The organism is Lysinibacillus sp. BPa_S21 (genome assembly GCF_023337795.1).
GTDB lineage: Bacteria > Bacillota > Bacilli > Bacillales_A > Planococcaceae > Lysinibacillus.
Genome location: NZ_JALIRS010000008.1, coordinates 72,762 through 97,500 on the forward strand (window position 1 = coordinate 72,762; position 24,739 = coordinate 97,500).

Annotated in this window: 29 protein-coding genes and 1 pseudogene; 17 read left to right on the top strand and 13 right to left on the bottom strand. The window is 35.7% G+C overall.

The features are described 5' to 3' along the window. Positions 1-279: 279 nt before the first annotated feature. From MOK21_RS16105 to MOK21_RS16125, 6 genes are all read left to right on the top strand, one after another. Positions 280-546: a hypothetical protein gene (locus MOK21_RS16105; RefSeq protein WP_249075010.1), complete on the top strand. Its 267-nt coding sequence runs from the start codon at positions 280-282 to the stop codon at positions 544-546. Between the two features lie 67 nt (positions 547-613). After that, complete coding sequence (locus MOK21_RS16110) at positions 614-904, top strand: hypothetical protein (protein ID WP_249075011.1); 291 nt, start codon at positions 614-616, stop codon at positions 902-904. Positions 905-1,056: 152 nt separating this feature from the next. Beyond that, entirely contained in the window at positions 1,057-2,136 is a 1,080-nt protein-coding gene (locus tag MOK21_RS16115) for a hypothetical protein (RefSeq protein WP_249075012.1), read from the top strand. Positions 2,137-2,219: 83 nt separating this feature from the next. Continuing rightward, positions 2,220-2,345 carry a hypothetical protein gene (locus MOK21_RS23810; protein ID WP_283164737.1) on the top strand — a complete coding sequence of 42 codons (126 nt, stop codon included), beginning with the start codon at positions 2,220-2,222 and terminating at the stop codon, positions 2,343-2,345. Positions 2,346-2,585: 240 nt separating this feature from the next. Then, positions 2,586-3,119 (top strand): hypothetical protein, encoded by a 534-nt coding sequence (locus tag MOK21_RS16120; protein WP_249075013.1) that lies wholly within the window; start codon positions 2,586-2,588, stop codon positions 3,117-3,119. A gap of 137 nt (positions 3,120-3,256) precedes the next feature. Then, on the top strand, positions 3,257-3,712 hold the full coding sequence (locus tag MOK21_RS16125) for a protein NO VEIN domain-containing protein (RefSeq protein ID WP_249075014.1): 456 nt from the start codon (positions 3,257-3,259) through the stop codon (positions 3,710-3,712). A gap of 142 nt (positions 3,713-3,854) precedes the next feature. On the opposite strand, the gene MOK21_RS16130 is transcribed toward MOK21_RS16125, so the two are convergent. Beyond that, on the bottom strand, positions 3,855-4,070 hold the full coding sequence (locus tag MOK21_RS16130) for a restriction endonuclease (protein WP_249075015.1): 216 nt from the start codon (positions 4,068-4,070) through the stop codon (positions 3,855-3,857). Positions 4,071-4,184: 114 nt separating this feature from the next. On the opposite strand from MOK21_RS16130, the gene MOK21_RS16135 reads away from it, so the two are divergent. The 3 genes from MOK21_RS16135 (at position 4,185) to MOK21_RS16145 (ending at position 7,905) form a co-directional block, all read left to right on the top strand. Then, positions 4,185-4,622 carry a MarR family winged helix-turn-helix transcriptional regulator gene (locus tag MOK21_RS16135; RefSeq protein WP_249075016.1) on the top strand — a complete coding sequence of 146 codons (438 nt, stop codon included), beginning with the start codon at positions 4,185-4,187 and terminating at the stop codon, positions 4,620-4,622. 112 nt (positions 4,623-4,734) lie between these two features. After that, positions 4,735-5,934, top strand: coding sequence for an MFS transporter (locus MOK21_RS16140; RefSeq protein ID WP_249075017.1), 1,200 nt, complete (start codon positions 4,735-4,737; stop codon positions 5,932-5,934). Positions 5,935-6,435: 501 nt separating this feature from the next. Then, on the top strand, positions 6,436-7,905 hold the full coding sequence (locus MOK21_RS16145) for a plasmid pRiA4b ORF-3 family protein (RefSeq protein WP_249075018.1): 1,470 nt from the start codon (positions 6,436-6,438) through the stop codon (positions 7,903-7,905). A 72-nt stretch (positions 7,906-7,977) separates the two neighbouring features. On the opposite strand, the gene MOK21_RS16150 is transcribed toward MOK21_RS16145, so the two are convergent. Both MOK21_RS16150 and MOK21_RS16155 read right to left on the bottom strand, forming a co-directional pair. Beyond that, the gene (locus tag MOK21_RS16150; protein WP_249075019.1) at positions 7,978-8,418 is read right to left on the bottom strand and encodes a cell wall hydrolase; all 441 of its coding nucleotides are present in this window, start codon (positions 8,416-8,418) and stop codon (positions 7,978-7,980) included. Positions 8,419-8,549: 131 nt separating this feature from the next. Continuing rightward, a complete protein-coding gene (locus MOK21_RS16155; RefSeq protein ID WP_249075020.1) occupies positions 8,550-9,101 on the bottom strand; it encodes an ECF transporter S component in 552 nt (183 codons plus the stop codon). A 190-nt stretch (positions 9,102-9,291) separates the two neighbouring features. On the opposite strand from MOK21_RS16155, the gene MOK21_RS16160 reads away from it, so the two are divergent. The 4 genes from MOK21_RS16160 (at position 9,292) to kynU (ending at position 12,710) form a co-directional block, all read left to right on the top strand. Beyond that, positions 9,292-10,140 (top strand): pyridoxamine kinase, encoded by an 849-nt coding sequence (locus tag MOK21_RS16160; protein WP_249075021.1) that lies wholly within the window; start codon positions 9,292-9,294, stop codon positions 10,138-10,140. A 70-nt stretch (positions 10,141-10,210) separates the two neighbouring features. Further along, positions 10,211-10,504, top strand: coding sequence for a hypothetical protein (locus MOK21_RS16165; RefSeq protein ID WP_249075022.1), 294 nt, complete (start codon positions 10,211-10,213; stop codon positions 10,502-10,504). A 154-nt stretch (positions 10,505-10,658) separates the two neighbouring features. Further along, the gene (locus MOK21_RS16170) at positions 10,659-11,267 is read left to right on the top strand and encodes a TetR/AcrR family transcriptional regulator (RefSeq protein WP_249075023.1); all 609 of its coding nucleotides are present in this window, start codon (positions 10,659-10,661) and stop codon (positions 11,265-11,267) included. Positions 11,268-11,423: 156 nt separating this feature from the next. After that, positions 11,424-12,710: a kynureninase gene (gene kynU / locus MOK21_RS16175; protein ID WP_249075024.1), complete on the top strand. Its 1,287-nt coding sequence runs from the start codon at positions 11,424-11,426 to the stop codon at positions 12,708-12,710. A 210-nt stretch (positions 12,711-12,920) separates the two neighbouring features. On the opposite strand, the gene MOK21_RS16180 is transcribed toward kynU, so the two are convergent. The 3 genes from MOK21_RS16180 to MOK21_RS16190 all read right to left on the bottom strand — a co-directional run bounded on the left by MOK21_RS16180 (position 12,921) and on the right by MOK21_RS16190 (position 15,725). Beyond that, positions 12,921-14,357, bottom strand: coding sequence for an amino acid permease (locus tag MOK21_RS16180; RefSeq protein WP_249075025.1), 1,437 nt, complete (start codon positions 14,355-14,357; stop codon positions 12,921-12,923). Between the two features lie 412 nt (positions 14,358-14,769). Then, positions 14,770-15,105, bottom strand: a complete 336-nt coding sequence (locus tag MOK21_RS16185) for a CHY zinc finger protein (RefSeq protein WP_249075026.1) — start codon at positions 15,103-15,105, stop codon at positions 14,770-14,772. 47 nt (positions 15,106-15,152) lie between these two features. After that, positions 15,153-15,725, bottom strand: a complete 573-nt coding sequence (locus MOK21_RS16190) for a DinB family protein (RefSeq protein WP_249075027.1) — start codon at positions 15,723-15,725, stop codon at positions 15,153-15,155. A 108-nt stretch (positions 15,726-15,833) separates the two neighbouring features. On the opposite strand from MOK21_RS16190, the gene MOK21_RS16195 reads away from it, so the two are divergent. Then, on the top strand, positions 15,834-16,325 hold the full coding sequence (locus tag MOK21_RS16195; RefSeq protein ID WP_249075028.1) for a GNAT family N-acetyltransferase: 492 nt from the start codon (positions 15,834-15,836) through the stop codon (positions 16,323-16,325). An 86-nt stretch (positions 16,326-16,411) separates the two neighbouring features. Here the strand turns inward: MOK21_RS16195 and MOK21_RS16200 are convergent, their stop codons facing one another. The 4 genes and pseudogenes from MOK21_RS16200 to MOK21_RS16215 all read right to left on the bottom strand — a co-directional run bounded on the left by MOK21_RS16200 (position 16,412) and on the right by MOK21_RS16215 (position 19,062). Next, on the bottom strand, positions 16,412-16,618 hold the full coding sequence (locus MOK21_RS16200; protein WP_249075029.1) for a hypothetical protein: 207 nt from the start codon (positions 16,616-16,618) through the stop codon (positions 16,412-16,414). A 526-nt stretch (positions 16,619-17,144) separates the two neighbouring features. Continuing rightward, entirely contained in the window at positions 17,145-18,266 is a 1,122-nt protein-coding gene (locus tag MOK21_RS16205; RefSeq protein ID WP_249075030.1) for an RNA-guided endonuclease InsQ/TnpB family protein, read from the bottom strand. Next, positions 18,229-18,732, bottom strand: a pseudogene (locus MOK21_RS16210) (IS607 family transposase). Before MOK21_RS16210 ends, MOK21_RS16205 begins: the two are co-directional and overlap by 38 nt. Before the next feature lie 153 nt (positions 18,733-18,885). Beyond that, complete coding sequence (locus MOK21_RS16215; RefSeq protein WP_249075031.1) at positions 18,886-19,062, bottom strand: YvrJ family protein; 177 nt, start codon at positions 19,060-19,062, stop codon at positions 18,886-18,888. 279 nt (positions 19,063-19,341) lie between these two features. Between MOK21_RS16215 and MOK21_RS16220 the strand changes: the two genes are divergently transcribed. Then, complete coding sequence (locus tag MOK21_RS16220; protein ID WP_249075032.1) at positions 19,342-19,908, top strand: sigma-70 family RNA polymerase sigma factor; 567 nt, start codon at positions 19,342-19,344, stop codon at positions 19,906-19,908. 27 nt (positions 19,909-19,935) lie between these two features. Beyond that, positions 19,936-20,136, top strand: a complete 201-nt coding sequence (locus MOK21_RS16225) for a hypothetical protein (RefSeq protein WP_249075033.1) — start codon at positions 19,936-19,938, stop codon at positions 20,134-20,136. Between the two features lie 269 nt (positions 20,137-20,405). Here the strand turns inward: MOK21_RS16225 and MOK21_RS16230 are convergent, their stop codons facing one another. After that, on the bottom strand, positions 20,406-21,305 hold the full coding sequence (locus tag MOK21_RS16230) for a 3-hydroxyacyl-CoA dehydrogenase (RefSeq protein WP_249075034.1): 900 nt from the start codon (positions 21,303-21,305) through the stop codon (positions 20,406-20,408). A 631-nt stretch (positions 21,306-21,936) separates the two neighbouring features. Between MOK21_RS16230 and MOK21_RS16235 the strand changes: the two genes are divergently transcribed. After that, positions 21,937-22,965 carry an S-layer homology domain-containing protein gene (locus MOK21_RS16235; protein ID WP_249075035.1) on the top strand — a complete coding sequence of 343 codons (1,029 nt, stop codon included), beginning with the start codon at positions 21,937-21,939 and terminating at the stop codon, positions 22,963-22,965. 40 nt (positions 22,966-23,005) lie between these two features. On the opposite strand, the gene MOK21_RS16240 is transcribed toward MOK21_RS16235, so the two are convergent. After that, positions 23,006-23,692 carry a ZIP family metal transporter gene (locus MOK21_RS16240; protein ID WP_249075128.1) on the bottom strand — a complete coding sequence of 229 codons (687 nt, stop codon included), beginning with the start codon at positions 23,690-23,692 and terminating at the stop codon, positions 23,006-23,008. Between the two features lie 266 nt (positions 23,693-23,958). Continuing rightward, positions 23,959-24,639 (bottom strand): NUMOD4 domain-containing protein, encoded by a 681-nt coding sequence (locus MOK21_RS16245; RefSeq protein ID WP_249075036.1) that lies wholly within the window; start codon positions 24,637-24,639, stop codon positions 23,959-23,961. Between the last annotated feature and the right edge of the window lie 100 nt (positions 24,640-24,739).

Here is a 24,739-nt window from a genome sequence, read left to right on the forward strand (position 1 = left end):
AAAAATTTAATGTTTGATTAGGAGACAAATAGGGTAATGGTTAATGGCAAGGATCATCACCATGACGTGTAGTTGATTTCCGTTCTGACTAGGCGCTTTCTTGGCGTTTAGTCGGAACGGAAATCAACTTATATAGGGCATTCATCCGCAACTTTTGGTGATGAGTCAATGACAAAATACGCTTCCAATTGTACAAACATTTATAGGTGTGATTGGTATAGTGAACTTTTTAAGCTAGTACCATAAATATGACTTCATAGATCGAAAGGATGACGCACTATGCTAAAAAACACAAAAAATAATAGAGAAGTTAATGATACTGTAATTATTTTAGAAAAGTACAAGAAAGACATAGAGTTAATTCAAAAATCATTAAAACAACTTGAGATAGAACTTAGTAAATTGCAGGGTGAAGGACTAGTTGAAGTAGAAAAGTTGGTCAATAATGTGAGTATGTTACAGAAGCTTTCAACAAGTGTAGAATTTAAAGCAAAAAATCTTATCTGCAATAATAATACAATTGAGACATCACTGCCTGAAGAATAAATATAAAACTACATAGAAGGTAAGTGACATTAGGTAATAAATTTTTCAGAGAGAAATGAGGTTGGAGATGCATCAATTATATTTGTTATTAAATGAGGCAGGCTTGATGTTTAAGGGTCAATCAGATCAGGGAGAGGTAGATTTCATTCTTCTTGAAACCTATGAAGATGGAACAACACATTCAGTAGATGTACATACATTTGAAACGCTTTTCAAGGATGTGATGGGGAATCCAACCTATGAAGCACTGTCAGGATCTCATACTTTTAAATGGGGAGATACGCAATGCACGATGACTGCTGAGGAAATGGGCTATCAAAAGTATTTTGGGCAATGGAAGGAGCGAGGGTTTATTTAAAACTCAGTTAAGTAATTTTTAACCGTTTTATTGTTTTGGCTTTTAAAACTTATATTAATTTATAAAGAAATCCTCAATGAAAAATGGGTAAAAATCCCGAAATATACAGTATGTTATATTAATTTATAAAAGGATTGTTGGGGGCTTTTTCTGTGGATCATTTGAACGTGTTTAATTCATATAAAAATAAGGCGCATCATCATGAGGATGAACTGACTAGAACGTTTTTGATATTAGTAAAAAATATCCCGTCAGTACAAATTATGTTTTTAGAGTTGGTTCGTCAGGAGTTATTAAATTTTGATTTAAAAAGAGATGAGCAAATAGAGTCGATTGCTACCGGTGATTTAAGTGTTGAGTTAGTAAGTACACAGCTAGGTCATACGAATGAATTATTTAAAGGTACAGCTACTGAAGGTCGTAAAGTAGTTTCAATTATTATTTCTGATGACAAACTTGATATGAAAACTAAAGTCGAAAATGATAGTCGTGGTGCCCGATACGATGGCGTTATTTTTGCTGATCCAGGATGGCTGTTCATCGTTGAAAATAAACCACTTCGCGAAAATATTTGGTTACGTCAGCTTAACCCTTCATTTTTGGAAGAAGTGGGCGTGAAAATAGTAGAGCAAGTTTGTGCTTTATCTTGGCGTACAGTCATAGAGAAACTTAATACGATAGTACAAAATGAGATGGTTTCTGGCCTAGAAAAACAACTTATAGAAGATTTCATCGAGTATATCGATCATGAATTTTCTTATTTAAACCCTTATACGCAATTTGCAGTATGTAAAGGGAATCAATATCTATTAAATAAACGTTGTGTGGCTTTATTAGAAGCGATGAAGATTGACGGGGAAAATGCAATTGTAGACTATCATCGAGGATGGAAGAATTATGCGCAAAGTAAGAAAGATACGGTGAAGCAAATTGCCCTTGATTCTAGTGTTGAAGGAGATAGCTGGAGTATTCATTTATGGCTTTATGCTGGAGATACAATGCATGGTGCTAAGAGTACATATTCAAACTTAGATGTTGAAAAGTTAAATAATTTAATGAATATAGGATTTAAACTTTCAAGTAATTTTCATGTATCTTATCGCTCAAGCAACCTGTTGTGGTTTAAGGGAAAATTAACTTTTGAAGAATATATTCAATATCGCCGACCTTACGTCAGTCGAAAAGAGAAGAATTTGACGATTTATTCCAATCATTCGAAAACAGCGGAATGATTTTACCTGAAGATCAACATCTAATACAAGAAAAGATTTTATGTAAGAATTATGACCGTCTAAATATTTGTCCAGGTTTTGTCATGAAATATACGTGGACAAGTGAAGAAGCTAGTAAACTAGATCAACGAAATCAGTTTTTAGAAGATTTAATAGAAAAAATTAAAATTGCTTTTGAAGCAATTGGTGATGAGATCGATCTTTCGTAGTAAAGTAAATGCTGGTGTTAAATACACTGTATATAACGTCAAAACCATTATAGCTATGGTTTTGGCGTTTTTGTATTGATTGTAGAAACCATTAATAGAGCCTGATTATAAGTGATTCATCATTTTTACCTGTTAATGAATTTTTTGACATTATAGTAATCGTAAATTATAGTGAAAATACAATTTTAAAATAATATTAAATACTAAACGGATAGTTATTGGTCTATTAAGGGTGGATTTATGAGTAATTTTATAGTCATGCAAAATGCTACACATGAAGAAGAAATCAGTGGGGGATATATGTGGTCCCCGCAAAAAGATAAAAGTGGAAATCGTAATCATGCGTATGAACGAATGGCTACAATTAAGGCTGGTAATAAAATTTACAGTTGTTATGATAAAGCAATTCGCGCGGTAGGTATAGCAACTTCAGATTGTTATATGGCAGAACAACCACATGAACTACAGGAGAAAAATCTATGGTCAGATGAAGGGTATAAGGTAGATGTAGAATATACAATTTTAGAACATCCAATTACGATTAGAGATATTTGGGGAGAAATGGAATCTGATCGTCCTAAAAAATATTCAGCCTTTCAAAAAAATGGACGAGGCAATCAAGCTTATTTATTTCCCTGTCCTGAAGCTTGGGCTAGTTTGTTTGATAGCTTTCTTAATGTAGATAGCCTAGAAGCAGAAGCAGAAGCAGAAGAGAAGCAGAAGCAGAAGCAGAAGCAGAAGCAGAAGCAGAAGCAGAAGCAGAAGCAGAACTAATAGAAGATGGCGAAATTAAAGAGGAAACGTTTGCGAGTTCTAGTTACGAGCAGGGAGAGTCTAGGGTTAGTAATAAGGTTGCGGGTAATGCAAACAAACGTGGCCGAGTAGTAAGTCAACAACAGCTACAAAAAGACTTGAAAAAGCGTAAAAAAATTGGTGATCTTGCAGAACAAAAAGTATTTGAATATGTTAAAAAGAAAGTAATAGAAGTATTCGGTGAAGAATACGGGAAACAAGTAGAGCATGTAGCGCAAACACAGGGTGACGGATTAGGATACGATATTACAGCATTTGATTATTTACAGCCACAGTTTCCTCCAAAACCAATAAAAATAGAAGTGAAGGGGACAACATCAACAAGTACAAACGCGATTTATTCAATCTCTTACCCTGAATTAGAAAAATTCATTCAGTATAAGGATGAAATGTGGCTAGTACGTGTATATGGTGTAGGCAAGAATCGAGAAATGAAAATGGAAATAGATAATGACTTTAGTAGTTATGATTCAGTAAGTGATTTATTGACACGTAAGTATGCATATATTCCTTCAACAATTGATGTTTATGGTACACGAGTGGAAAAGAAATAAAATGAATTAAAAATATTAATTCTTTACTTAAGATAAACAGCGGTATTATCGAAATAAGGGGAATTACAAAATTCCATTAAGCAAAACAGACGGTCTAAAAAATGCAGCAATCTTCAAATGAAGCTCGCTGCATTTCTTGTTATCAACCTTCCTCAAAAAAATCTAAATCCATCCGCTTTATCGTAAAGGCTTGAACGTTCGATACACCCACATTGTATAAAAACATTAACTCAGTAAGTTTCATTCCATCCATTAAAATTAATGATTTATCAATGCTTTCGGCATAGGTAATGGCTTCTTTTGTAAAGCGAGAGGTAGTGATAAATATCCCTTTGTTCTGTATTTGGAGAGTTGACAAGATATAGCAAGAAAAGTATATTTCATATATGAAATATTTTTCCGTATCAAGGATATGTTTAAAACCCTATATGTATTATTTAGCGTAAAAAGATTAAAGAGAGGGTGTTTTTCTATGCAAATAGCGGCAAGGGAATTGTACAGTGTTATTAGAGATGTGTATCATCAATTGCAGAACAATCTTGAAACAGAATTAGAACAGTTCAACATTAGCACTGTACAATTTGGGGTAATGCAAATATTATCTGAAACAGAAAAGGCTTCTATGTCTGATCTAAAGCAGAAAATTGGATGCGCTCCTAGTAATGTCACTACTATGATTCAGAGGATGAAGCGGGATGGTTTTGTTGTAACTACTAAAAATCCATCTGATCAAAGAGAGACCTTAGTATATTTAACTGAAAAAGGACAAGAAACTCAAGAAAAAGTGGCTATTCAATATCAAACATTTCTTCAAGAGAATTTTTCCTATTTTGATGAAGAAAGCTTTAATTCTTTATTAGAAATGCTCAATGGCTATAAGCATTTTTTATCAGGTCATAAAAGGGGATAATCAAAATGTAACGACTTGTTACATTTTTGTTTATAAATATACTTCATATATGAAGTAATGTGATTAATTATTTCATATATGAAATAATTTTAAGGAAAAGGGGAGATTGAAGATGAATGACAGAGGAATGAAAACTATGATATTTACACTGGCAATTGTAGCGTTCTTTATTGGGATGGATTCATTAGTAGTATCACCATTGATTCCTGATATTGCAAAAGCAACAGCTACACCAATTGAAAAAGGAGGGTGGCTCATTACCTCTTACGCTTTATTTTATGGACTAACAGCACCGCTGTTCGGACCTATCTCAGATAAAATTGGACGAAAACAAATGATTGTAACTGGAATGTTTATTTTTTCAGTTGGAACATTTTGTACTGGTCTGACACAAGATTTTACTACCGTTTTGATCTTTCGGGCTTTAACTGGTTTATCTGGGGCTATGGTGATGCCAAGTGTTTTTGCATTGATAGGAGATAACGTACCTTATAAAATGCGGGGAATGGCCATGGGGATGATCATGGGGGCAATGGTTGGATCCACTGTATTAGGTGTACCTATAGGAGCATTCTTAACTTCTATTGGAAGTTGGCAATGGACATTTTATGGTATAGGAATTTTATCGCTTTTAGTCACATTGATCACATTAGGTTCCTTACCAAAAACACCGGCCACAAACCAAATACCAGTATCAGCGCCAGTTGCAATGGCTTCCGCTATTAAGACAGCCTTTACTAATCAATCTATATTTTTTGCGTTATTATCTACGTTTTTATGGACAATCGGACTACAAGGTATGTTTTCGTATATCGGAGTATACTACAAAGAAAATTTTGATTACAGTGTAGAAAAAGTTGGGATAGTTATTTTTTTAGCGGGTGTTGGCAGTATTATCGGTAATGTGATTGGCGGTAAATTATCTGACAAAATCGGTAAAAAAGCTGTTGTATCTATAGCAGCGGTTATTGCTGCCATCGGGGTTATTAGTTTTTCATTGCTAACGGAAAATGTTGCACCGGCCATTATTGTTCATGTTTTATGGAGCGCATCTATCGGCTTAGGTCAATCATCGTTAACAGCTTTAATATCAGAATTGAGTCCGAAGATTAGGGGAACCGTAATGGCGCTGAACAGTTCGGCAATGTATATCGGGATGATGTTTGCGTCGGCCGGTGCTTCTTGGCTATTAGTTGGTGAGAAAACATTCTTAGCAATTGGTATACTATGTGCAATCGCTAGTTTCTTAGTCTTACCGATTGTTCATTACTGTATCAAAGAAGAGACTGCTACAACTCTAAATGGGAAATAAGTACATGTAAAATAAGACTTCTATCTTATAAATTTAAAGCTCACTAGACGTGGTAGAGATGACCATGTATTATTGAGCTTTTTGTATTTCAATTACTCTTTTCTAAGATGTATCTTATGTTCTTTATATATTAGATAGAAAGATTGATTTTTTACTAAACAGTATATATTAAGATCGCCCTATAGATTTGGAGAGGTTCTATATCAGTGTCATAGGAATTTTCGTCAGTACAATAGAGGGCTGTTACTAGAACAACGCTTAGGTGTTTTGAACGGCGGGTATTGAGGGATGTGACAATTGGTGTAAAATGGATTTTGAAGTATTGCAGAACGGATAGGTTGTTAGTAAAGTGAATAGAGAGTGGCTCACTTTGAGATTGCTATTAAATTAAGTTTTCAATGAAGAGATGGAGCAAGTGATTATCGCACTTGTATATGAAAGTAGATTAGCCGTAGCTACGTCAGCAACACTATAACAAGTAGAAGATGGAGGTTTTAAATTATGATGCTACAGTTGCATATTGAAAGTAAGGAAAAACCAGAAATATATCGAAAGTTATTGTTACCGAAGAACAGTAGTTTTTCTTTGCTAGATGAAATGATATTCCTAAGTTTTGATTTGGATGGTTCGGACTTTTTTGATTTTGAAATGGTTAAAAAAGATGGGCGAGTATCGAAAGAAAAGATTTGTTTTTTACCTGAAAATGATACGGATTTTGATACCGATGAAGAGTTGGTCGATGAATGGCTTCGAAATCCTGGTGATGAAGCCTTTGCACATATCATTGATCATAGTGAATCATTTATTATTCGATTAGAGAGCAATAAGGATGTATCGATGAACGCTGAAACTCCTGTATGTATTGCTGGAGCAGGCAATATTTATACTGGCACAATGGATCAGATCGATTTGGAGGAAATTAATGAACTGCTACGTGAGAATGTAGAGGTAGATAGTTTACTAGAAGACTTGGAGCCAGATTATTTTTCTTTATTGGAGCTTACGAATGATCTGAAAAAATTAAAGCCATGGCAATATTTAAGGGATGATGAAGTTGTTGTCATTCACTTTGAAGATACCGATCAAAAAGTACTTGTTTCTGTTATGGGAGCAGGCGGTGAAGAGTTTGGATTAATGATTTTTGACATGGAGCTTGGTTATACTAGCTTATCGAAAATTCTTTTTGAGAGAAATGTATCGAGCGATGTTTCCTATAGTTTAAATGCGTTAACTGTGAATTTTGTTGATAGAGAAGAGTTAGACCCTGCAGATTATCAGTTAATTAAAGATTGTGGGCTATCGTATAGAGGGAAGAAGAACTGGATTCAATTCAGGAGCTATTTAGAGGGAACGCATCCCGAAAGACCAGATTATCTAGAGGTAGAGCTATTAATTGATGTTATTAGTAGGATGATTAATATTACTGAAGCTCGAAAGGTTGGCTGGGAGTATCCGGAGGTAGCACCACATCAATATCCAGTATTTAAAGTGCAAATGGATGGTGAGTTACAAGAGATTTATATTTTGCAAATAAATATGACAAAGCCAACGTATGAGTGCTATGAGGAAATTTCGATGTTTGAAAAAGCAAAATATAAGAAAAAGCCTAAAAGCGCGTTACAAGTTGAATATGATTTATTTTACATGCCTTTTGGTGTAGAAGGCGAAGAAACGGACCGCACTGTTTATCCGATTGCAGGTATGCTTGTTGACCGAGGAAGTAATTTTGTTATTGAACATGAAATGCTCCCTATGCATAAAACGGCACAAATTGCACAAAGTCTTTTATGGGCATTTTTGCAAAACCTAGATGTAAGGCCGAGCAAACTATTTGTCTCTAAAGAGTTAAGACCGATTCTTCAGCCACTAGCCAAAATAATAGGGATAGAGCTTGTAGAAAGTGAACTCCCTGCTATTCGAGAAGTGAGAGAGTTTATGAAAACTGCGCCAATGGATTTATTGGATGAATAGGAATAACCAATCATACAAAATCCCACGGAGAGATTGAAGACTTTTCCGTGGGATTTTCTTTTAAAAGATGCCCTATCCTCGATAAACACTTTCACATGTATCAGGTGCTGGCTCATAGAAGCAATGATTTTTAAATTGGCCAGTAAAAGGTTGACCGTACCATGTTGGAGGACATGGTGCGTATGGATTGAAATACCAAAGTGCAAATTTCGCTGGATGTTCTCGCCAATAATCCAGCGTCAGTTTTGCTAATCTTCTTTCGTTAGGTCGTGCTCTTTGGTAAAACATATTCCCTTTTTGCACAGCTTCAAAAGAATAATTTCCTCCCTGTACCTGATAAATGACATCATTAATGGTTCTTAAATCTTTAAAATCGGGACACTCTGCTATAACACGATTCACAATGACATTGCCAACATATAGCATTCCTTGATTTCCTTCACCTACCGCTTCCGCTCTCATCATCCTTGCCACTAAATCAACGTCTGAATTTATATATTTTACTCTTGGCATTTTTTCACCTCCACCATATAGTATGAAAAAGAGCCATCATTATTGTCATTTGAAATTCTAAATGTAACGACAACAAAAAACACACCCTCTATGCTGCTGACAAAACGGCAAGATGGCGTGTTTAGTTTGTATTAAAAGTTCTTTTTGAAGTACGGTGTTTTTTTCATGACGATGCATACTGGAATCGCGATTAGTAAACCGATAACGTTTTGGATGATGTCTCCTGGAATGGATGCCATAGGAGCAACCCAGTTTTTGAACATAATGGCTTGCCCGATATAGTAGACGGCCATCATTACGGGCATAGCAACAACTGCTGCTAAAATGTTTAGTCGGACGTCGTCGCCTCTATGTCCTTTTGACCAAGCGATTTTCCCAACGATGGCGCCTTGTATTGCGCGGGAGATGATTGTAGTTGGCGCCCAAATTAACCAACCACCGACGATATCGAATAAGCCCATTCCGATAGCTCCTGCAAGTGCTCCCTTTTTAGGGCCGAATAAAATCGACGTAATCAAAAGCATGGATGTCCCTAAGTGAATAAGTCCACCTTGCCCGAATGGTAGCCTAAAATTAATAAACATTGTGGCAACGAAAACAAGTGCTGCTAAAATGGATGTCATCACCAAATCAAATGTATTCGTGCGTGGTTTTGTATAGGATTGACGGTGTATATTTTGCATCTGCGTATCCTCACTTAGATGAATTTTTAGATAATTTTAACTTTAACAAAGGACTGACTATTGTAAAAGTGCCAATTTGATAAAAATATTAAAGGTCAGTTTGTTTTTATATAAGAGTACGCATTTTCGCATCTTTCTAAGTATGATACGATGAAGAGAAGACAAGCAAGACAGTTAGGTGGGGAGTTTGATGAAAAAAGTTGCTGTAATTCAGGATATGTCATCCTTTGGGAAGTGCTCGTTAACGGCTGCGATGCCTGTGCTGTCAGTGATGGGGGTTCAGGCGGTACCATTACCAACTGCAATTTTAACGGCGCAAACCGGGTATTCGAGTTTTTATTGTGAGGATTTGACGTCAAAGATGGACTATTTTGTGGATGAGTGGAGCAAACTTGGCGCGACCTTTGATGGCATACATACTGGCTTTGTGACAGGCAAGGAGCAAATCGATAATATTTTTCGATTTTTAAATGTGTTTCATTCGAGTGAAACGACGTTGCTTGTCGATCCGGTCATGGGCGATTTGGGCGAAGTCTATAAAATGTATACAGGCGAGTTGCTTGATCGTATGAAAGCGCTCGTGAAGTGTGCAGATATTATTACACCCAATATTACAGAATGCTGTCTGCTTACAGGTTTGTCCTATGAGAAGCTACAAAGCTATCAAGACGATGCAGATTATATAAAGGCGTTAGAGGAAGCGGGCCATCAGCTACAGCAGACAACTGGTGCGAACGTCATTATTACCGGTTTGAATCCGCCGCCAGCAGATGCAAGCAAGCGTTATGTAGGCAATATGTATGTCGATGCACAACGTTCATTTTCAAGCATTCGGGAATACAACGGCGAGAGCTATTCGGGCACAGGTGATTTGTTTGCATCCGTTATCATGGGTGGCATGATGCGCGGTCAGGATTTAGTTGAATCAATGAAACTTGCGGAAGCATTTTTAGCCGCTTCGATTGAAGCTACATCGAAAGAACAAATTCCACGCGAAGCAGGCGTGAATTTTGAAATGTTTTTACGAATGCTACTTTAGGAATCTTTAACAAGAGTATTCATCCGCTTTTTAAGGATATAATGAACATCATGAATTGGGGAGGTGTATAATGGATTCAATTAGATATTACGTAGTGCAAGTAGATAATCGCTATTACCAGGGAGAAGTTGACCTTCAACCATTCACAGATGATGAAGAACAGGCCTTTGCGTTTACGGATATTGTGACTGCAAACCAATTGGCGAATGAGGTCAATGGAATCGTTCTGGCAAGAGAAGTCAGTTATCAGGAGCTAGAAGACTTTTCGGCACAATATCTGGTTGAGTACGATGCATTGCCAAAAAAAGAGCGTGACACGATAGAATCATTTTGTAGGGAACTCCATTTAGGAATATATGAATAAACACTGAATCGAATCTTTTCGGTTCTTTTTTATGTAGTTTTCGACGCTGCTAAATCAATATTTCTGTGTAGACTCCACACTTCTTCTACAAAATGTCCAACTCCTTGTTATTTTTGTATAATAGAGGTAGATAGAATTTGGAAGTTGGTGAATTATGAAGAACTGTAGTCAGATTAAGCAGGATCGTGCTCGTGAAACGCGTAATACATTGATAGAGGCAGGCAAGAGGGTATTTTTTGAACAGGGCTTTCAGAAGTCGACGATGAAGCAAATTATTAAAGAAGCTGGAGTGGGGCATGGTACGGCCTATGTATATTTTTCGAATAAGGATGCACTTTTAATAGAGATTATCGATTCACTGCTTGAGAAAATGTACAATATTGCGATGCTGAGCTTTGTTCCGAAATCGAAGGAAGAGGCAAGGGAGCAAATTATATATCAGGTAAAGGCTTTCAATAAGCAAGGCATTGAAAATGAAAAACTAATGAGGTTAGTGCTTGAGGCGATTGGTGTTTCAGAGGAGGTTCGAGAAAAATGGTCTCTTGTTCAGCAGCATTTTATTGATCATATTGAGAAGGATATTTTATATGTGCAAAATAATAATATTGCGAAGCACCATCTTAATGCCAAGGATGTTGCACATATGTGGTATCACATTAATGAGAATTTACTATGGCGTTGCCTGCAAGATCCAAACGTTTCCATTGAACAGAATGTAGATTTAATCGTCCATTTTTATATTGAAGGTCTTTATACAGATTAACCTCCTTTGTTGGAGGTTTTTTCTGTTTTGTGCCTCAAAAACTATATTTAGAGTACGGAAATTCTTTTGTTAAAAATATTGACACTGTGTCACTTTTTGATAAGATGGGTATAAGGTAGTAAAAAGTTACGATGCTGCCATCATTTCAAAAGAGGGGTGTTTATAATGGAATTTAATCCAACAAGAGAATACGCAACTTTTTTAGACAAAAATGATGATTTAAAACAATTTAGAGAGCAATTTTATATTCAGCCAGAAAAGATCTATTTCGATGGTAACTCATTAGGGCTATTATCGAAGAGGGCAGAGGCAAGTTTGCTAACACTTTTAGAAACTTGGAAGCAGCATGGCATTGATGGATGGACACAAGGAGAGAATCCTTGGTTTTATTTGTCGGAGCAGGTGGGCGTACAGCTTTCAAAGATCGTTGGTGCGAAGCCCGAAGAGGTCATTGCTACAGGCTCAACTACTGTAAATCTGCATCAAATGATTGCAACGTTTTATAAGCCAACAGGCAAAAAAACGAAAATAGTAATAGATGAATTGAATTTTCCAACAGACTTATATGCAGTGCAAAGTCAGCTGGGGATGCACTATGAAAATATCGAGGATCATATTCAATATGTACGTAGTCAGGACGGGCACTGTTATACGCATGAGGATATTGTTGCAGCGATGACTGATGATGTGGCATTGATCATCCTGCCGGGGGTGTTATATCGTAGTGGTCAAATACTTGATTTGAAAGCGCTAACAAAAGAGGCGCATAAGCGTGGTATTGTAATCGGCTTTGACCTGTGCCACTCAGTTGGTTCAGTTGAGCACTCACTACATGACTGGGATGTTGACTTTGCCTTTTGGTGTAACTATAAGCATTTAAACGGTGGCCCAGGTGCTGTTGCTGGTTTATTCGTGCACGAAAAGCATTTTGGTACGAAGCCAGGGCTAGCAGGTTGGTTCAGCTCTGATAAAGAGAAGCAATTTGATATGGAAACGAGTCTTATACAAGCAAATAATGTGAGCGCCTATCAAATGGGTACACCGCATGTATTAAGCTTAGCACCGCTTCTAGGTGCGCTTGAAGTCTTTAATGAAGCGGGGATTCACCGTATTCGGGAGAAATCGATCCAGCTAACAGGGTACTTCATTCAGCTATACAAGCAATATTTAAGTGAATACGATTTTGAATTAAATTGCCCGGTGAGCAATGAACTACGCGGCGGTCATGTCTTTATTACACATGCGGATTCGGCTCGTATTTGTAAGGCTTTGAAGATGAAGGGAGTTATTCCTGATTTTAGAGCGCCGAATGGCATTCGTATTGCGCCGGTAGCGCTTTATAACACATTTGAGGAAGTATATGAAGTTGTTCAAATTTTAAAAGCAATTATGGATGAAAAATTATATGAGCAATTCAAAAACGAACGTGAAGTGGTAGCATAACGAGAAAGTGTAAAGAAATTAAGGAAGTAAAACGATGTTATTTTAATAGGACGAATCTTTAGGCATGAGTCTTGTGAGGCTCATGCTTTTCCGCGTACAAGAAGTGCTAGCTATGGAAAAGCATTTTTAAGGTTTTCTATCGAGAAGACAGTCGCTAAAAAATACCTTCAAGTTTGACTTAAAGTGTTCAAACTTGAAGGTATTTTTTATCTAAGTCATTTTTACTTGCTCTTCTTCCGGCTCATTAGCCATTAAACGACTCTTCGCTTCGGTTACTCTTTTCCAAACAATGTAGCCGATGGAAATAACGAGGAGACTTGGGAAGCCAACGAGCAGGGTTGGCCTAAAGTCTGGTGAGAACCATGTTGATAGTACAACAGAAGCTAATAGAACGGCACCTAGGATTGTTAAATAAGGATACCCAATCATTCGTACCGGCAGTTTTTCGCCATCGACCGCTTTATATTTTTTACGGAAAAATAGATGAGTAATAAAAATCATAAACCATGCGAACATTGCTCCAAAGCTTGATATAGAAATCATTAGTGACAAGGCTGATTCGGGCTTAAAAATCGAAAATGCAGCGGCGATCACAATACCGATAACTGATGCAAATAATGCCTTCGTGGGTACTTGTCTTTTGTTTAGCTCGCCTAGTTTCTTTGGTGCAAAGCCACCACGTGAGAGCGAGAACACCATACGTGTTGAGATGTACAACTGACTATTCATAGCAGAAAGTGCGGCGATTAAAACGACAAAATTCATGACAGATGCTGCCCCTGGAATATTTAATATTTCCATTACTTTCACGAATGGGCTCTTGTCTGTCCCTGCCATTCCCCAAGGAACGATCATTAGCATAAGTGCAAGCGTAAGGATATAGAACAAAATCAGACGAATGATAGCTGATTTTAACGCGATTGGAACAGCCTTCTTTGGATCTTCAGCTTCACCAGCGCTAACGGCTATCATTTCAATGCTTAAATAACTAAATAAAGAAACAAAAATCCCCATCCACATACCCCAGAAACCATTTGGGAAAAATCCGCGATCATTGACATAGTTTTGGATGCCGATATTTGATGAGGCATCTGCACCGAAAATAACGAAAGAAGCTAATATGATAAAACCAACAATCGCAACGATTTTAACAACAGAGAACCAATATTCTACGACACCAAATAATTTAACAGTGGTAGCGTTTACATAAAGCAGTATAGCAGCAAACAATATAATCCAAACAGCATTTGGTACGCTTGGGAACCAGTAATTCATGTAAAGTGCAACGGCCGTAACCTCTGTTCCAATTGAACAGATTAACGAAAACCAATAAGCATATCGAATAGTAAAGCCAGCCCATGAATTCACATATTTTTCAGCATATGCACCGAAGGATCCTGTTGTAGGATGAGCTACCGTCATTTCTGCAAGACAGCCCATCAATAATAATGCGATAACAGCACCGACTGAATAGCTAAGAATAACACTTGGACCAGCAAGACCAATTGCTAAGCTACTACCTAGAAATAAACCAGTTCCGATTGCTCCACCGATGGCTATCATCGTAATTTGCTTCGTGGATAGTCCTTTATTCAGACCTTGCTCCCGTTCCATGATGTCATCCATATTATGATTGTTATTAACCATTTTTTCAGCCCCTTTGTTTAAATAGTGCGTTCCATCAATCAACTTCTTTCTAGTATTTATAAAACTTTGAATATAAGCCTATACTAAAATAAAAGTGACACTGAGTCAATAATCAATGTCAGAATTTGCTGACAATTGTTATCTTTTTCTGTTTCAGGTAGTTATTCTTTATGTGAGAGTTCCGCGTTCTAAATCATTTATCCTTGATATTTAAGGAGTTTCTTATCGTTTTTAACTAATGTATCGACTTTTGTAGATAACTGACATACTATCAATATTTTGGTGTTGAAATTAGATGTAGATGTTTTCGAGACTAACAAACTATAAAAAGAAAAAACCTTGAAGAAACTAGCTCTTCAAAGGCTTTTTTAAACACTTTATTTAATTAAGGATATGATGAATGAACATATAATTAAAAACTACATGTAGAATTCTTATACGACCCAAAGTATATATGAAAATGCTTACTGCAATTTGGATTAAAAAGAGTATGACAATGCTTACATGTTGAGCTATTTATATATTCATGAATGGTTAAAATATTTTTACATACACCACAAAAAATGGCCTTTTCATCAAAATCCTCTTGCTTCCAGGGCTGAATGTTATGATCTGTATTTTCTTCATGACATTTATAGCAAGGGTAATACTCTCCACAACATTTAAACTTAATGGAAATAGTATCTTGTTTAGTAGAATAGTGTTTACATCTACCTTGATCATCCACAACATTTCCTAAAATAATCATATTTCTAACCTCTTTTCCTAAATAAAATCTTCTAATTGCAATATCGTTTAGATTAAAACTTCGCCAGTGGCAATTAATTCATTATATTGCTCCTCTATTATTCTAAAATGATGCTTTTCGTGAATAGCAAGTAGCTGGATAGATTGTATAAGGTTGGGATAGTGCGCGATAGGATCTGGGAAGACAATATGCCCGGCAATATCCTCCTCGATATTTTTTACTAATTTTTGCATGGCGTTCGTTTCGTTTACTAGTATTTGTTCAATTTCGTCGCTGCTCAGCGTAAAACGTATGTTGGAGGGAGGCACTAATATTCCTGGTGCTCTCATGCCTCGTCCCTTTTTCTTTTTATATTCCTCGTAAATATCATGTATTTCAGTAGCGAATGGTTTGTTTCTTCGCATTTTAGCGTAAGGCGTCAGTAGTAAGGATAACTTTGTTGCATTTTTAAGCATTTTGAGGATTAGATAAAGGTGAAAGAAGTGTTCACCGATAGACCATTTCCCTTCTTTCTCACGATGCCATAGTTGTTCCTGCGAGAGTGAATGAATGCGAGGTAGGTAGTGAGCTCGCTGCTCCTGTAATGTATGAAAATGATGCGCTATACTGTTAGATTTCATATTTTAGATTCTCCTTTATGCTGTTATTCCTATTTTAGGAAACTTTGTGTTGAAAGTACATGAAAGTCTTTTTATAATTGTCTGAAAAGTATTGTAGGGGGGGAATACATGAATAGTAGACTTTTAACAGCTGCAGATGCTGAAGCCTATCGAAATTTAAGATTAGAAGCACTACAAAATAGTCCTGAGGCATTTGGCTCCAGCTTTGAGGAGGTAAAGGATAATCCGATTGAGTTTTTTGCCAGCAGGTTTGAATCTTCTTATACACTAGGGGTATTTGATCATGAAGAATTAGTGGGCGTTGCGACGTTAGTGCAGGAAAGCAAGCTTAAGTTAAAGCACAAAGCCGCCATCTTTGCTGTTTATGTTTCTCCGAAAAAGCGTGGACTTGGCATTGGCAAGCGTTTAATGGTTGAAGCCATTAACAAGGCGAGAGAGTTAAAGGGAGTGGAGCAGCTTACTCTATCGGTTGTATCCACGAATGCTTCAGCAAAAGGTCTGTATTGTTCTTTAGGTTTTGAGGTTTTTGGAACGGAGAAGAGGGCATTAAAAATAGATCAGCAATATTTTGATGAAGATTATATGGTGTTATTTCTTTAAAATGAAAAACTCCAAATAGCATGTTAACCTCTATTTGGAGTCTTGTATTTATGGCGATCGCCACCATCATAAACGTGACGAAGCTATTAGCGTTTGCTCGTTTTATGTTTCAGTAGCTTTACACTCAGGACGATATTGATGATTGATAATGGACATGCTAGCCATAACCCTAAAATACCTAAGCGTTCAATTTGAATGGGTGATTGATTGTAAAAATAATGAAAAGTAATACCTAGAACAAGTAAAATTGACAACACAATATTGGTCGATGCAATTTTATTGCTGCTAGTCATAATTGCCTCCAATCGATCCTTTTATTGATGTATAGTATGCTTGAAATAAAAATTTGATAAAGACCTTAGAAAATGAATGGGATCAATTGGAACAAAGTTCATTTTGATTTGGAATATTCAGTTAATTAAAAGGGTGAATTTTTAATTTCTAGGGCCTATTCTGCCACCTTTCGTTAACCAGCTCCAACATACCTCGAAAAACCTAAACTTTTCTTGTAATAAATAAGGAAAACCAATAAAAAACCAATACAAAAAAGCAAGAATCAATACACCAGTTAATATACTGTTCATCTGTGTGGCAATAAAAATGCTCAAGAACATAATAAGAAAATATAGTACAGCAATTCTCCTGTAGGCTATCATAAAATTTCCCCGTTGCCAAAACCTTATAAAAATCTATAAAGTATGTTTATTTCCCTGTTCTACGTGTCCGATTTTGCCGAAGCTACTCTCGTTTGGTATAACACTCCGAGGGCGTAAATTCCGATACAACGAATCGTACATATTAACAGTGTCTTGAAAATGGTTAAACTGTTAATTTTCCATAGTTTGCTAGATTTAATGATGCATTTAAATCCCTATCCATCACATGACCGCAAGAACACTTATATACTCGGTCAGATAGTTTTAAGTCTTTCTTAATTGTTCCACAACTTGAACATGTTTTAGATGATGGGAAGAAGCGATGCACTTGTACGAACTCAATACCATATTTCTCACATTTATATTTCATTTGGCGAATGAATTCATACAATTTTTGATTAGCAAGAGCTTTGGATAAATGACGATTTTTCAACATACCTCTTACATTTAAATTTTCCATCACAACTTTGCTAGGCTTGGTTTTCACGATAGTGTTAGTTGTTTGATGAATGTGATTTTTACGTATATTTTGTAATCGTCTGTGTAGATGTTGTATCTGACTTTCGATTTTTATAATGTTGCTTGTTTTGACGAAACGGCTTCCCTCCTTATTCATTTGATATTTTCTAGAAACTTGACGCTGCAACCGACGAAGGCGTTTCTCTGCCTTTTTTACTGCTTTTGTTTTGTTAGTATTTTTAAACTTTCTACCATCTGAGCATACCGCTAATTCTTTCACGCCAACATCAATTCCTAGTGAAACATCCGTTAATGCCGTTGTCTTTGTCGCTTCTTCAATCCCCACAGACAGATACCAGTACTTACTATCAGAGGTGATTCTTGGATTGAAGTACTTTACACCCATTGGTATTTGTTCAGATGTTTGAACCCAACCAACTTTTTCAATCAAGACTTCATTCTTTCTAACTTTGAGTTTGACGTGATCATTGTAAAAAGACGGTTTTGATTTCTTCTTGCTTTTAAAACGTGGTTTATCTGCTTGTTTCTTAAAGAATTTCTTATACGCATCACAAGCATCTTTGACCGCTTGCTTTGTAATATTATTTGATACATCATACAACCAAGCATACTCTTCCGTTTGTTTCATAACAGTCAATTCTTTACGAAGGATGCCATCAGATATAAATTTACCGCCGTTTTTGTGATTTTCTTCTTGTTTTCCTAATGTCCAGTTATATGCCCACCGCGCTGTTCCAACAGATTTCCAAAGCTGAGATTCCTGTTCTTTAGTTGGCTTTATCCTCACTTTCTTCGCAAGTATCATTTTCCATCAACTCCTTCATCATCTTCTTGGCTTTATTTGCACTTTTCCCTTGAAGTCTACAACTAAAAACGGTTACGATTTGGATTGATTTTCAACTTCAGAATTAGTAACTTTGTCTATTAGTTTGTTTAATCCTTTTTTATTGTAGTTAATCCCACTGCCAATTTTTGTGATGATTTCAAATTGATAACCTTAGTAAGCATATATATTTTTACGTTATCAATTTGTCTTTCTAAGTCACCTTTTTGCTTGTGTGAACCAACTCTACAATATCCTATTACCATTTTATTTAATTGAGCTTCACTTTTAATGCCTAAGAAGTGATGGAGTTGTTCTTGAGAGTAATATCTATAACCACTATCAGCCACATGATGTGGCTTAAAAACCCTTGTTTATCCCAATTTCTTAAGGTTTGCGTTGTTTTCCCTATCAATTCGGAAAATTCGCCTATTGAATAGTATCTTATATACATCACCTTTTTGTTTTATTATAAAACAAAGAGGTGATGTATATGATAGGGTTTTATAAACTTTTGTAAATATATTCCAACTTTTACTTCTCTCATATATTTACAATCATACTGAAAAGATAAACTTTTTAGCAATAAATTACAACAAAATCACCCACCTTTTTTGAAATGAAGAGATTTTATCACTTCGGATAACTCCATGATGACAGATTCTAATTTATCTATTTTCCGTTCAAATCGAATGAACAGATAAACTGTTAAGGCAATTGGAAACCCAAAATTTCCTATTAAGCTAATCCACATTGAAACATTCTCTGGTACTATCATGTAAATCAACCTCCTCTGATAATCCCTTATTGCTTGGTACGAACACCAACATTTAAACACTATAAAATGTAAAGAGATGTCTTTCTATAGAAACACAACTTAACTGTTAAAAAATATTATTTTGTCCCGGTTTCATGTCTATTGTTGAATCACCTTTTTGTCTATAAAGGTGATTTTTTTATCTTTGAATAGGAACATTTGTTCTTATTTTGGTTTATAATATAGATAGTACATTCACTTTATATAGAAAGAAGGCGGATATATAGGAGGGTTTATTACATGGAGAAAGATAATCAAAAAATAGAGGAATTCTTCTATAGGAATAATGAACAGGTCAATAATCCGATTATTAAAAGCTTTTTGTCGGATTCTAAAAATCTGTATTTGGTGCAAAAGGCGATCTTATGTCCAACTGATAGTAATAAAAAACGCGTTGATGAATCTTTCCAATCTCACTATATAAATGTTAGGAAAATCAAATACGTTAGTAATTTAATTTATTTCTTTAGTTTAGATTTTGATAAAAAAAGGAGAAAGCTGCAAAAGCATACTTTATTAATATTAGATAAGGGCTTATCTGAAGAAGGTGGAACGACTGCAATCGAGCAAATAGAAGATACAAGCCATGAAAAAGAGCTTGATCATATAGTTGGGAAAGGGCTATTAGACCATATTGAGGATGAACAACTTTTAAAATCCTTACAAAAACTAACGGTTAGACAGCTCCAAATTTTAGAGATGATTTATGTAAAAGAGCTTTCTATAAAAGAAATAGCCCAAACATTACAAACAACTCCACAAAATATATCAAACCTTCACAGGAAGGCTTTAAATAAACTCAGGTAATACACTCAAATAAAGGGGGACTAACCTATGGCATATTTAGAAAACCAACATAACGAAGAGACTCTAACAATTATAGAGAATTTCATACCTAAAATTAAACATTGTTTACACAATACAGATTATCAAGAAAGGGAAGACTTGGAGCAGGAAATTAAATTAAAAATTATAGAAAAGCTTGCTACAGTAAAATTTCAAGATGCGCCTAGTTTTTGGGACTTTTTCTCGTGAACTGTCTACGTAGATGAATCGAGCTGGCAACCTAATTAATTAATAGCGAGCCGATCACATTTGCAGCGAACCCGAGCGGATGAAGTAGTGACCCGATCACATTTGCGTCCAACCCGAGCGGATTGAGGCACGACCCGATCACATTCGCGACCAACCCGAGCTGATGAAAAGCCACTCGATCACTTTAAATCGCAACCGATGTCGACACCTTGAAAAAATAAAAAACGATGTACATAGCGAAAACACTATGCACATCGTTTTTTGATTGATTAGCCTTTTAGGAAATCAGGTTTTGCGAAGTTTGGATTTGGATATTTATAGAAGCCTTCACCTGTTGCGCGGCCTAGTTTGCCTTTTTCGATATACTCTGTTTTTAAAAAGTTGGCTAATTTTTTATAGTTTTCTTCACCAGTAGCAGCGGCTTTCGCTTCTATAATGTTGAGAGCAGTAGTAATACCGATAATATCAAGGATGGCAAATGGACCTAGTGGTGCACCTGTTCCGATCATCCATGTTTTGTCGATCGTTTCTGGGTCTGCTACTTCTTTTACTAATAGTGATTCAGCAGCATCTAAAAATGGCACTAGTAATGTATTTAAAATATAGCCTGGTTGTTCTTTATATAATGGAAGTGGAACCATGCCGATTGCACGTGCAAATTCTACGATCTCATCGAAGACTTTCATATCAGTGCCTGGGTGTTTCATAATTTCGGCTGTGTTGTTTTTCCAAATCGTATTTGCAAAGTGAAGTGCTAAAAACTTCTCTGGACGGCCAGTTGCTTCTGCAAATTGGCTTGGTAATAACGTTGATGAGTTTGTCGCAAAGATTGTTTTAGCAGGGGCCACTTTGCCAAGATTTGTGTAAAATTCTGTTTTAATTTTAACAACTTCAGGAATCGCCTCAATCACAAGATCAGCATTTGCAACCGCTTCCGATAAATCACTATTAAATGATAAACGTGCATATGCAGCATCCACTTCTTCTTGAGTCGCACCTAAATCTTGTTGATATAATGGTTTTAAATTTGAAATACGATCTTGTGCATTTTTTAATGCCTCATCATTAATGTCGTAAACGGTTACATTAAATCCTTTAAAAGCTGATTGATAAGCAATTTGACTACCAAGAACACCGCTACCTGCAACTGTAATATTTTGATAATTCATCCTAAATTCCTCCTTTGAAATTGTTACACTAATATAATTATATGGATATTTGATGTATCCCTTATCACAACTCCATACTACTGCTTTCAACATTGGAAAATCAAATGAAAGCCTCAATTATTATAATGCTATAAAAATTTACGCTGATGCAAATTACATAATCATTCAAGTATGGCCTAATAACAATAAAAAAATGCCACTCGAGAAAGTGACATTTCATCCCTTAAAAGATAATTAGTGTTTTGATAGAATCCAAAGGCAAAATCGTAAATGTGGAGTATCCCTATATCCTATGCAAATATGAGTTGTAGAGCATGAATGGGCGTTTGCTAGTATCACTTTATACCTACTAATAGAAAAATAGATTTACTATTTTTCCTAGACAAATAAAGATAGGATGTTTATTCAAAATGAAGAATATTGATACATTTCAGTAGAATTGTTGAGGAAATTAACCGATTCACTGTAGAAATTATGTCATAAATTATTTTAAGTTTACTTGTGATTTAGTAACTTTTTATTTTATGAAAAATAGGACTTTTTTATAATTTTGAATAATTTACATATTTTTATAGATTTACTAATGATTATTTTAGTAAACTGAATTTATGAATTGAAAGGGGAAAGAATGATGAAGAAAACATTTTTAGCTGGAGCGCTTAGTATTGCATGTTTGACAGGAGGTTTTGGGTTACAAGCAAATGCACAAGAAACTGTAGATGTTGCTAGCTTTATCCACCCTAAACAGGCAGTTGCAGCGACTAAACAAGTGCAATCAATGACTTACCAAGATCTTTATAAAACACTAGTAATCGCTAAATTAGCATATGAAGATAAAGAAATGTCAGTAGTCGCGACGAAAAATAGTATAACATTAAAGCTTTCGTTACAAGGACTATTGAAAACGAATAAAATGACTGCACAGGAGCAAAAAGAATTTAAAGAGCTTTTTGGTGAAGTTATTCAAATGAAATTTACTCCATCTGGAAATACATTTAAGGCAGAGGTTTATGCTGAAGGAAAATGGCAAGCTTTAAGTGATAAAGATTTGAATGCATTTGTAGGATCAATGCAGGAAGATGATTTCAAGTTAAAACCAGGCGGTTACTTCACGGATACTATTGGACATTGGGCTGAGGGCTATATCCAATTACTGTTCCAAGCAGACATTATAAAGGGTACAACTTCTTCAACATTTAATCCGAATGGACAAGTAACACGTGGACAATTAGCTTCTATGATTTTCCGTGCTTCTGGGTTAGATGTGAATAAAGATTATGAAGGTCCTGCTACATATAAAGATTTGGCAAAATACCCGGGTGCGAAGGAAGTAGCGATTTTAGAGGAATATGGCTTAATCGATATTTTTGATGGCGCTAAATTTGAACCATATAAACCTGTTACGCGTGAGGAAATGGCATATGTAACAGCAAGTTATTTAGAAGCAATGGAATATGATGTAAGTAAGGTTAGCAAAAATAACCCATTTACAGACAAAAACAAAATGCGTAAGGAAACGGTTGAAGCAATCGGATTATTAAAGCAATTAGGTGTTGTTGATGGAACAAACGGTCAATTTAATCCAAAAGGTAACCTTACACGTGCACAATTCTCTAAAATCCTAACACTAACATTAATGTTAGTTGGTGACGACGAATAATAAAAAAGAAGCAATCCACAATATTGGGTGGATTGCTTTTTTATTCGACCAGCATATGAAATACGTGGCTTAATAAATATCCTAATAAAACGTATGCTATAAGGGATTTCAGCGTAACTGAACGAATATGATGCAAAATAAATTCCGAAATACTGGCGGTTGCGATTAACCCAATTGATACGCCCATTAGTACTCCCTGTGCTTTATCAGATAACTCCCAATATTGGCCGATCTGTATAAAAGTACTAAAGAAAATCGAAAATGCTATAAAATAAATAAAGAGTCTCCAAAGCCTTTCTCCTTGTGATAGTAATGCTGTTGAAAGTGCAAAACCTTCTGGTAGATGATGTAGAATAATAGAAGCTGTTAGCGTAATACTTAATGCGGCATTCCCTAATAACTGTCCGATCGTAAGACTCATTGGAATAGTGTGGATAATGATAGCGATTGCTAGTAGTGATACTGAGGGATTTTGAGTATGGGAAGTGTGAAATAAACTATTAAGTACTTCAAACATTAAATAGCCCAACAAAATGCCAAGTAAAAGGCCGAGTGATTGGTATAGTTGGAAAGAAGAAGGAATAACGTCTACTACAAGTAAGCCAACTAAAAATCCCCCACATAGTAATGATAATCCATGGGTTGTATGTTGGAATAGCCTAGAGAATATCCAAGCTAGAGCTCCTCCTATGCTAGCGCTAAAAAAAAGAAAACCACCAAGTATCATTGCACTCAACTGCAAAATTCCTCCACCCTATATATTCTTTATGCCGAGGCATAATTGATAAAATATATGCTAAGTAGAAACGAATATGATAATGGGAGGTTATAGAATAAGGTTCAAGTTATGAATGACTAAAAAATAAAAAGACTATTTTATCGATCAATCTATTTTTAAGGGGTTTATTAGCGAAATTAATCGAGCAGGAATAGAAAAGGTATGTAAAAAATCCCCTGCGTCAATGCAATGACGCGGGGATTTTGTGACACCTACTAAAAGTGTATTCCTGGTTTATCAGTTAGTTTGCAGCCTGTACCATATTTCGCTTTTAAGGCACCTTTAAAATTTGTTTGTTCAAGCTCTGGGTACGCTTGCTTCCAAAGTTCAAATACATTGTGACTTGATACAGTACCTTCTTTTGTTAGTCGAACAATATGGAAACCATATTCATCGTTGCATCGAGCTAATGGACGATTTTCGCGCACTGTAATGATTCGACCGCTCGCTGTTACATCATATAAGCCTTCGTAACCTGAAATGGCACGTCTTTCTTCATCAAAGTCAGCTGTTTTTTCTACTTTTTCTTTTTTGGCTTCTTTGACTGCCTTTTTTTCTACAGGCTTTGCAGCTTCTTTCACTTCATGTTTCTCTACAGGTTGAGCTACTTCTTTGACTTCATCTTTTACAACAGATTTAGCCTCTTCTTTATTTTGAGTAGAAAGCTGCTCCACAATGACGAAATCTTTATTAGAAGCTTTGTCGCTCATTGTCGCCATCACGTTCATAATAGAACCTACATAACGCACTGGTTTATCTTTGTCTTCTTCAAATACAAAAATATTATAATCGGTTTTATTCATCTTTTTCATAATGATATTTCCTGTTTTAGTAGTAAAACCGATAAATTTGTTCTTTTTAAGTGCTTGTACTGCTTGTTGCTTTGTTAAAATCATTTTTAAATCTCCTAAAGAATTGTTTTTTCTATTTTACCATAAAATCAGTTTTCCTGTTTTCTTTACTATTGGATGTTGCATTAGTGCCTTGCAAAACGAT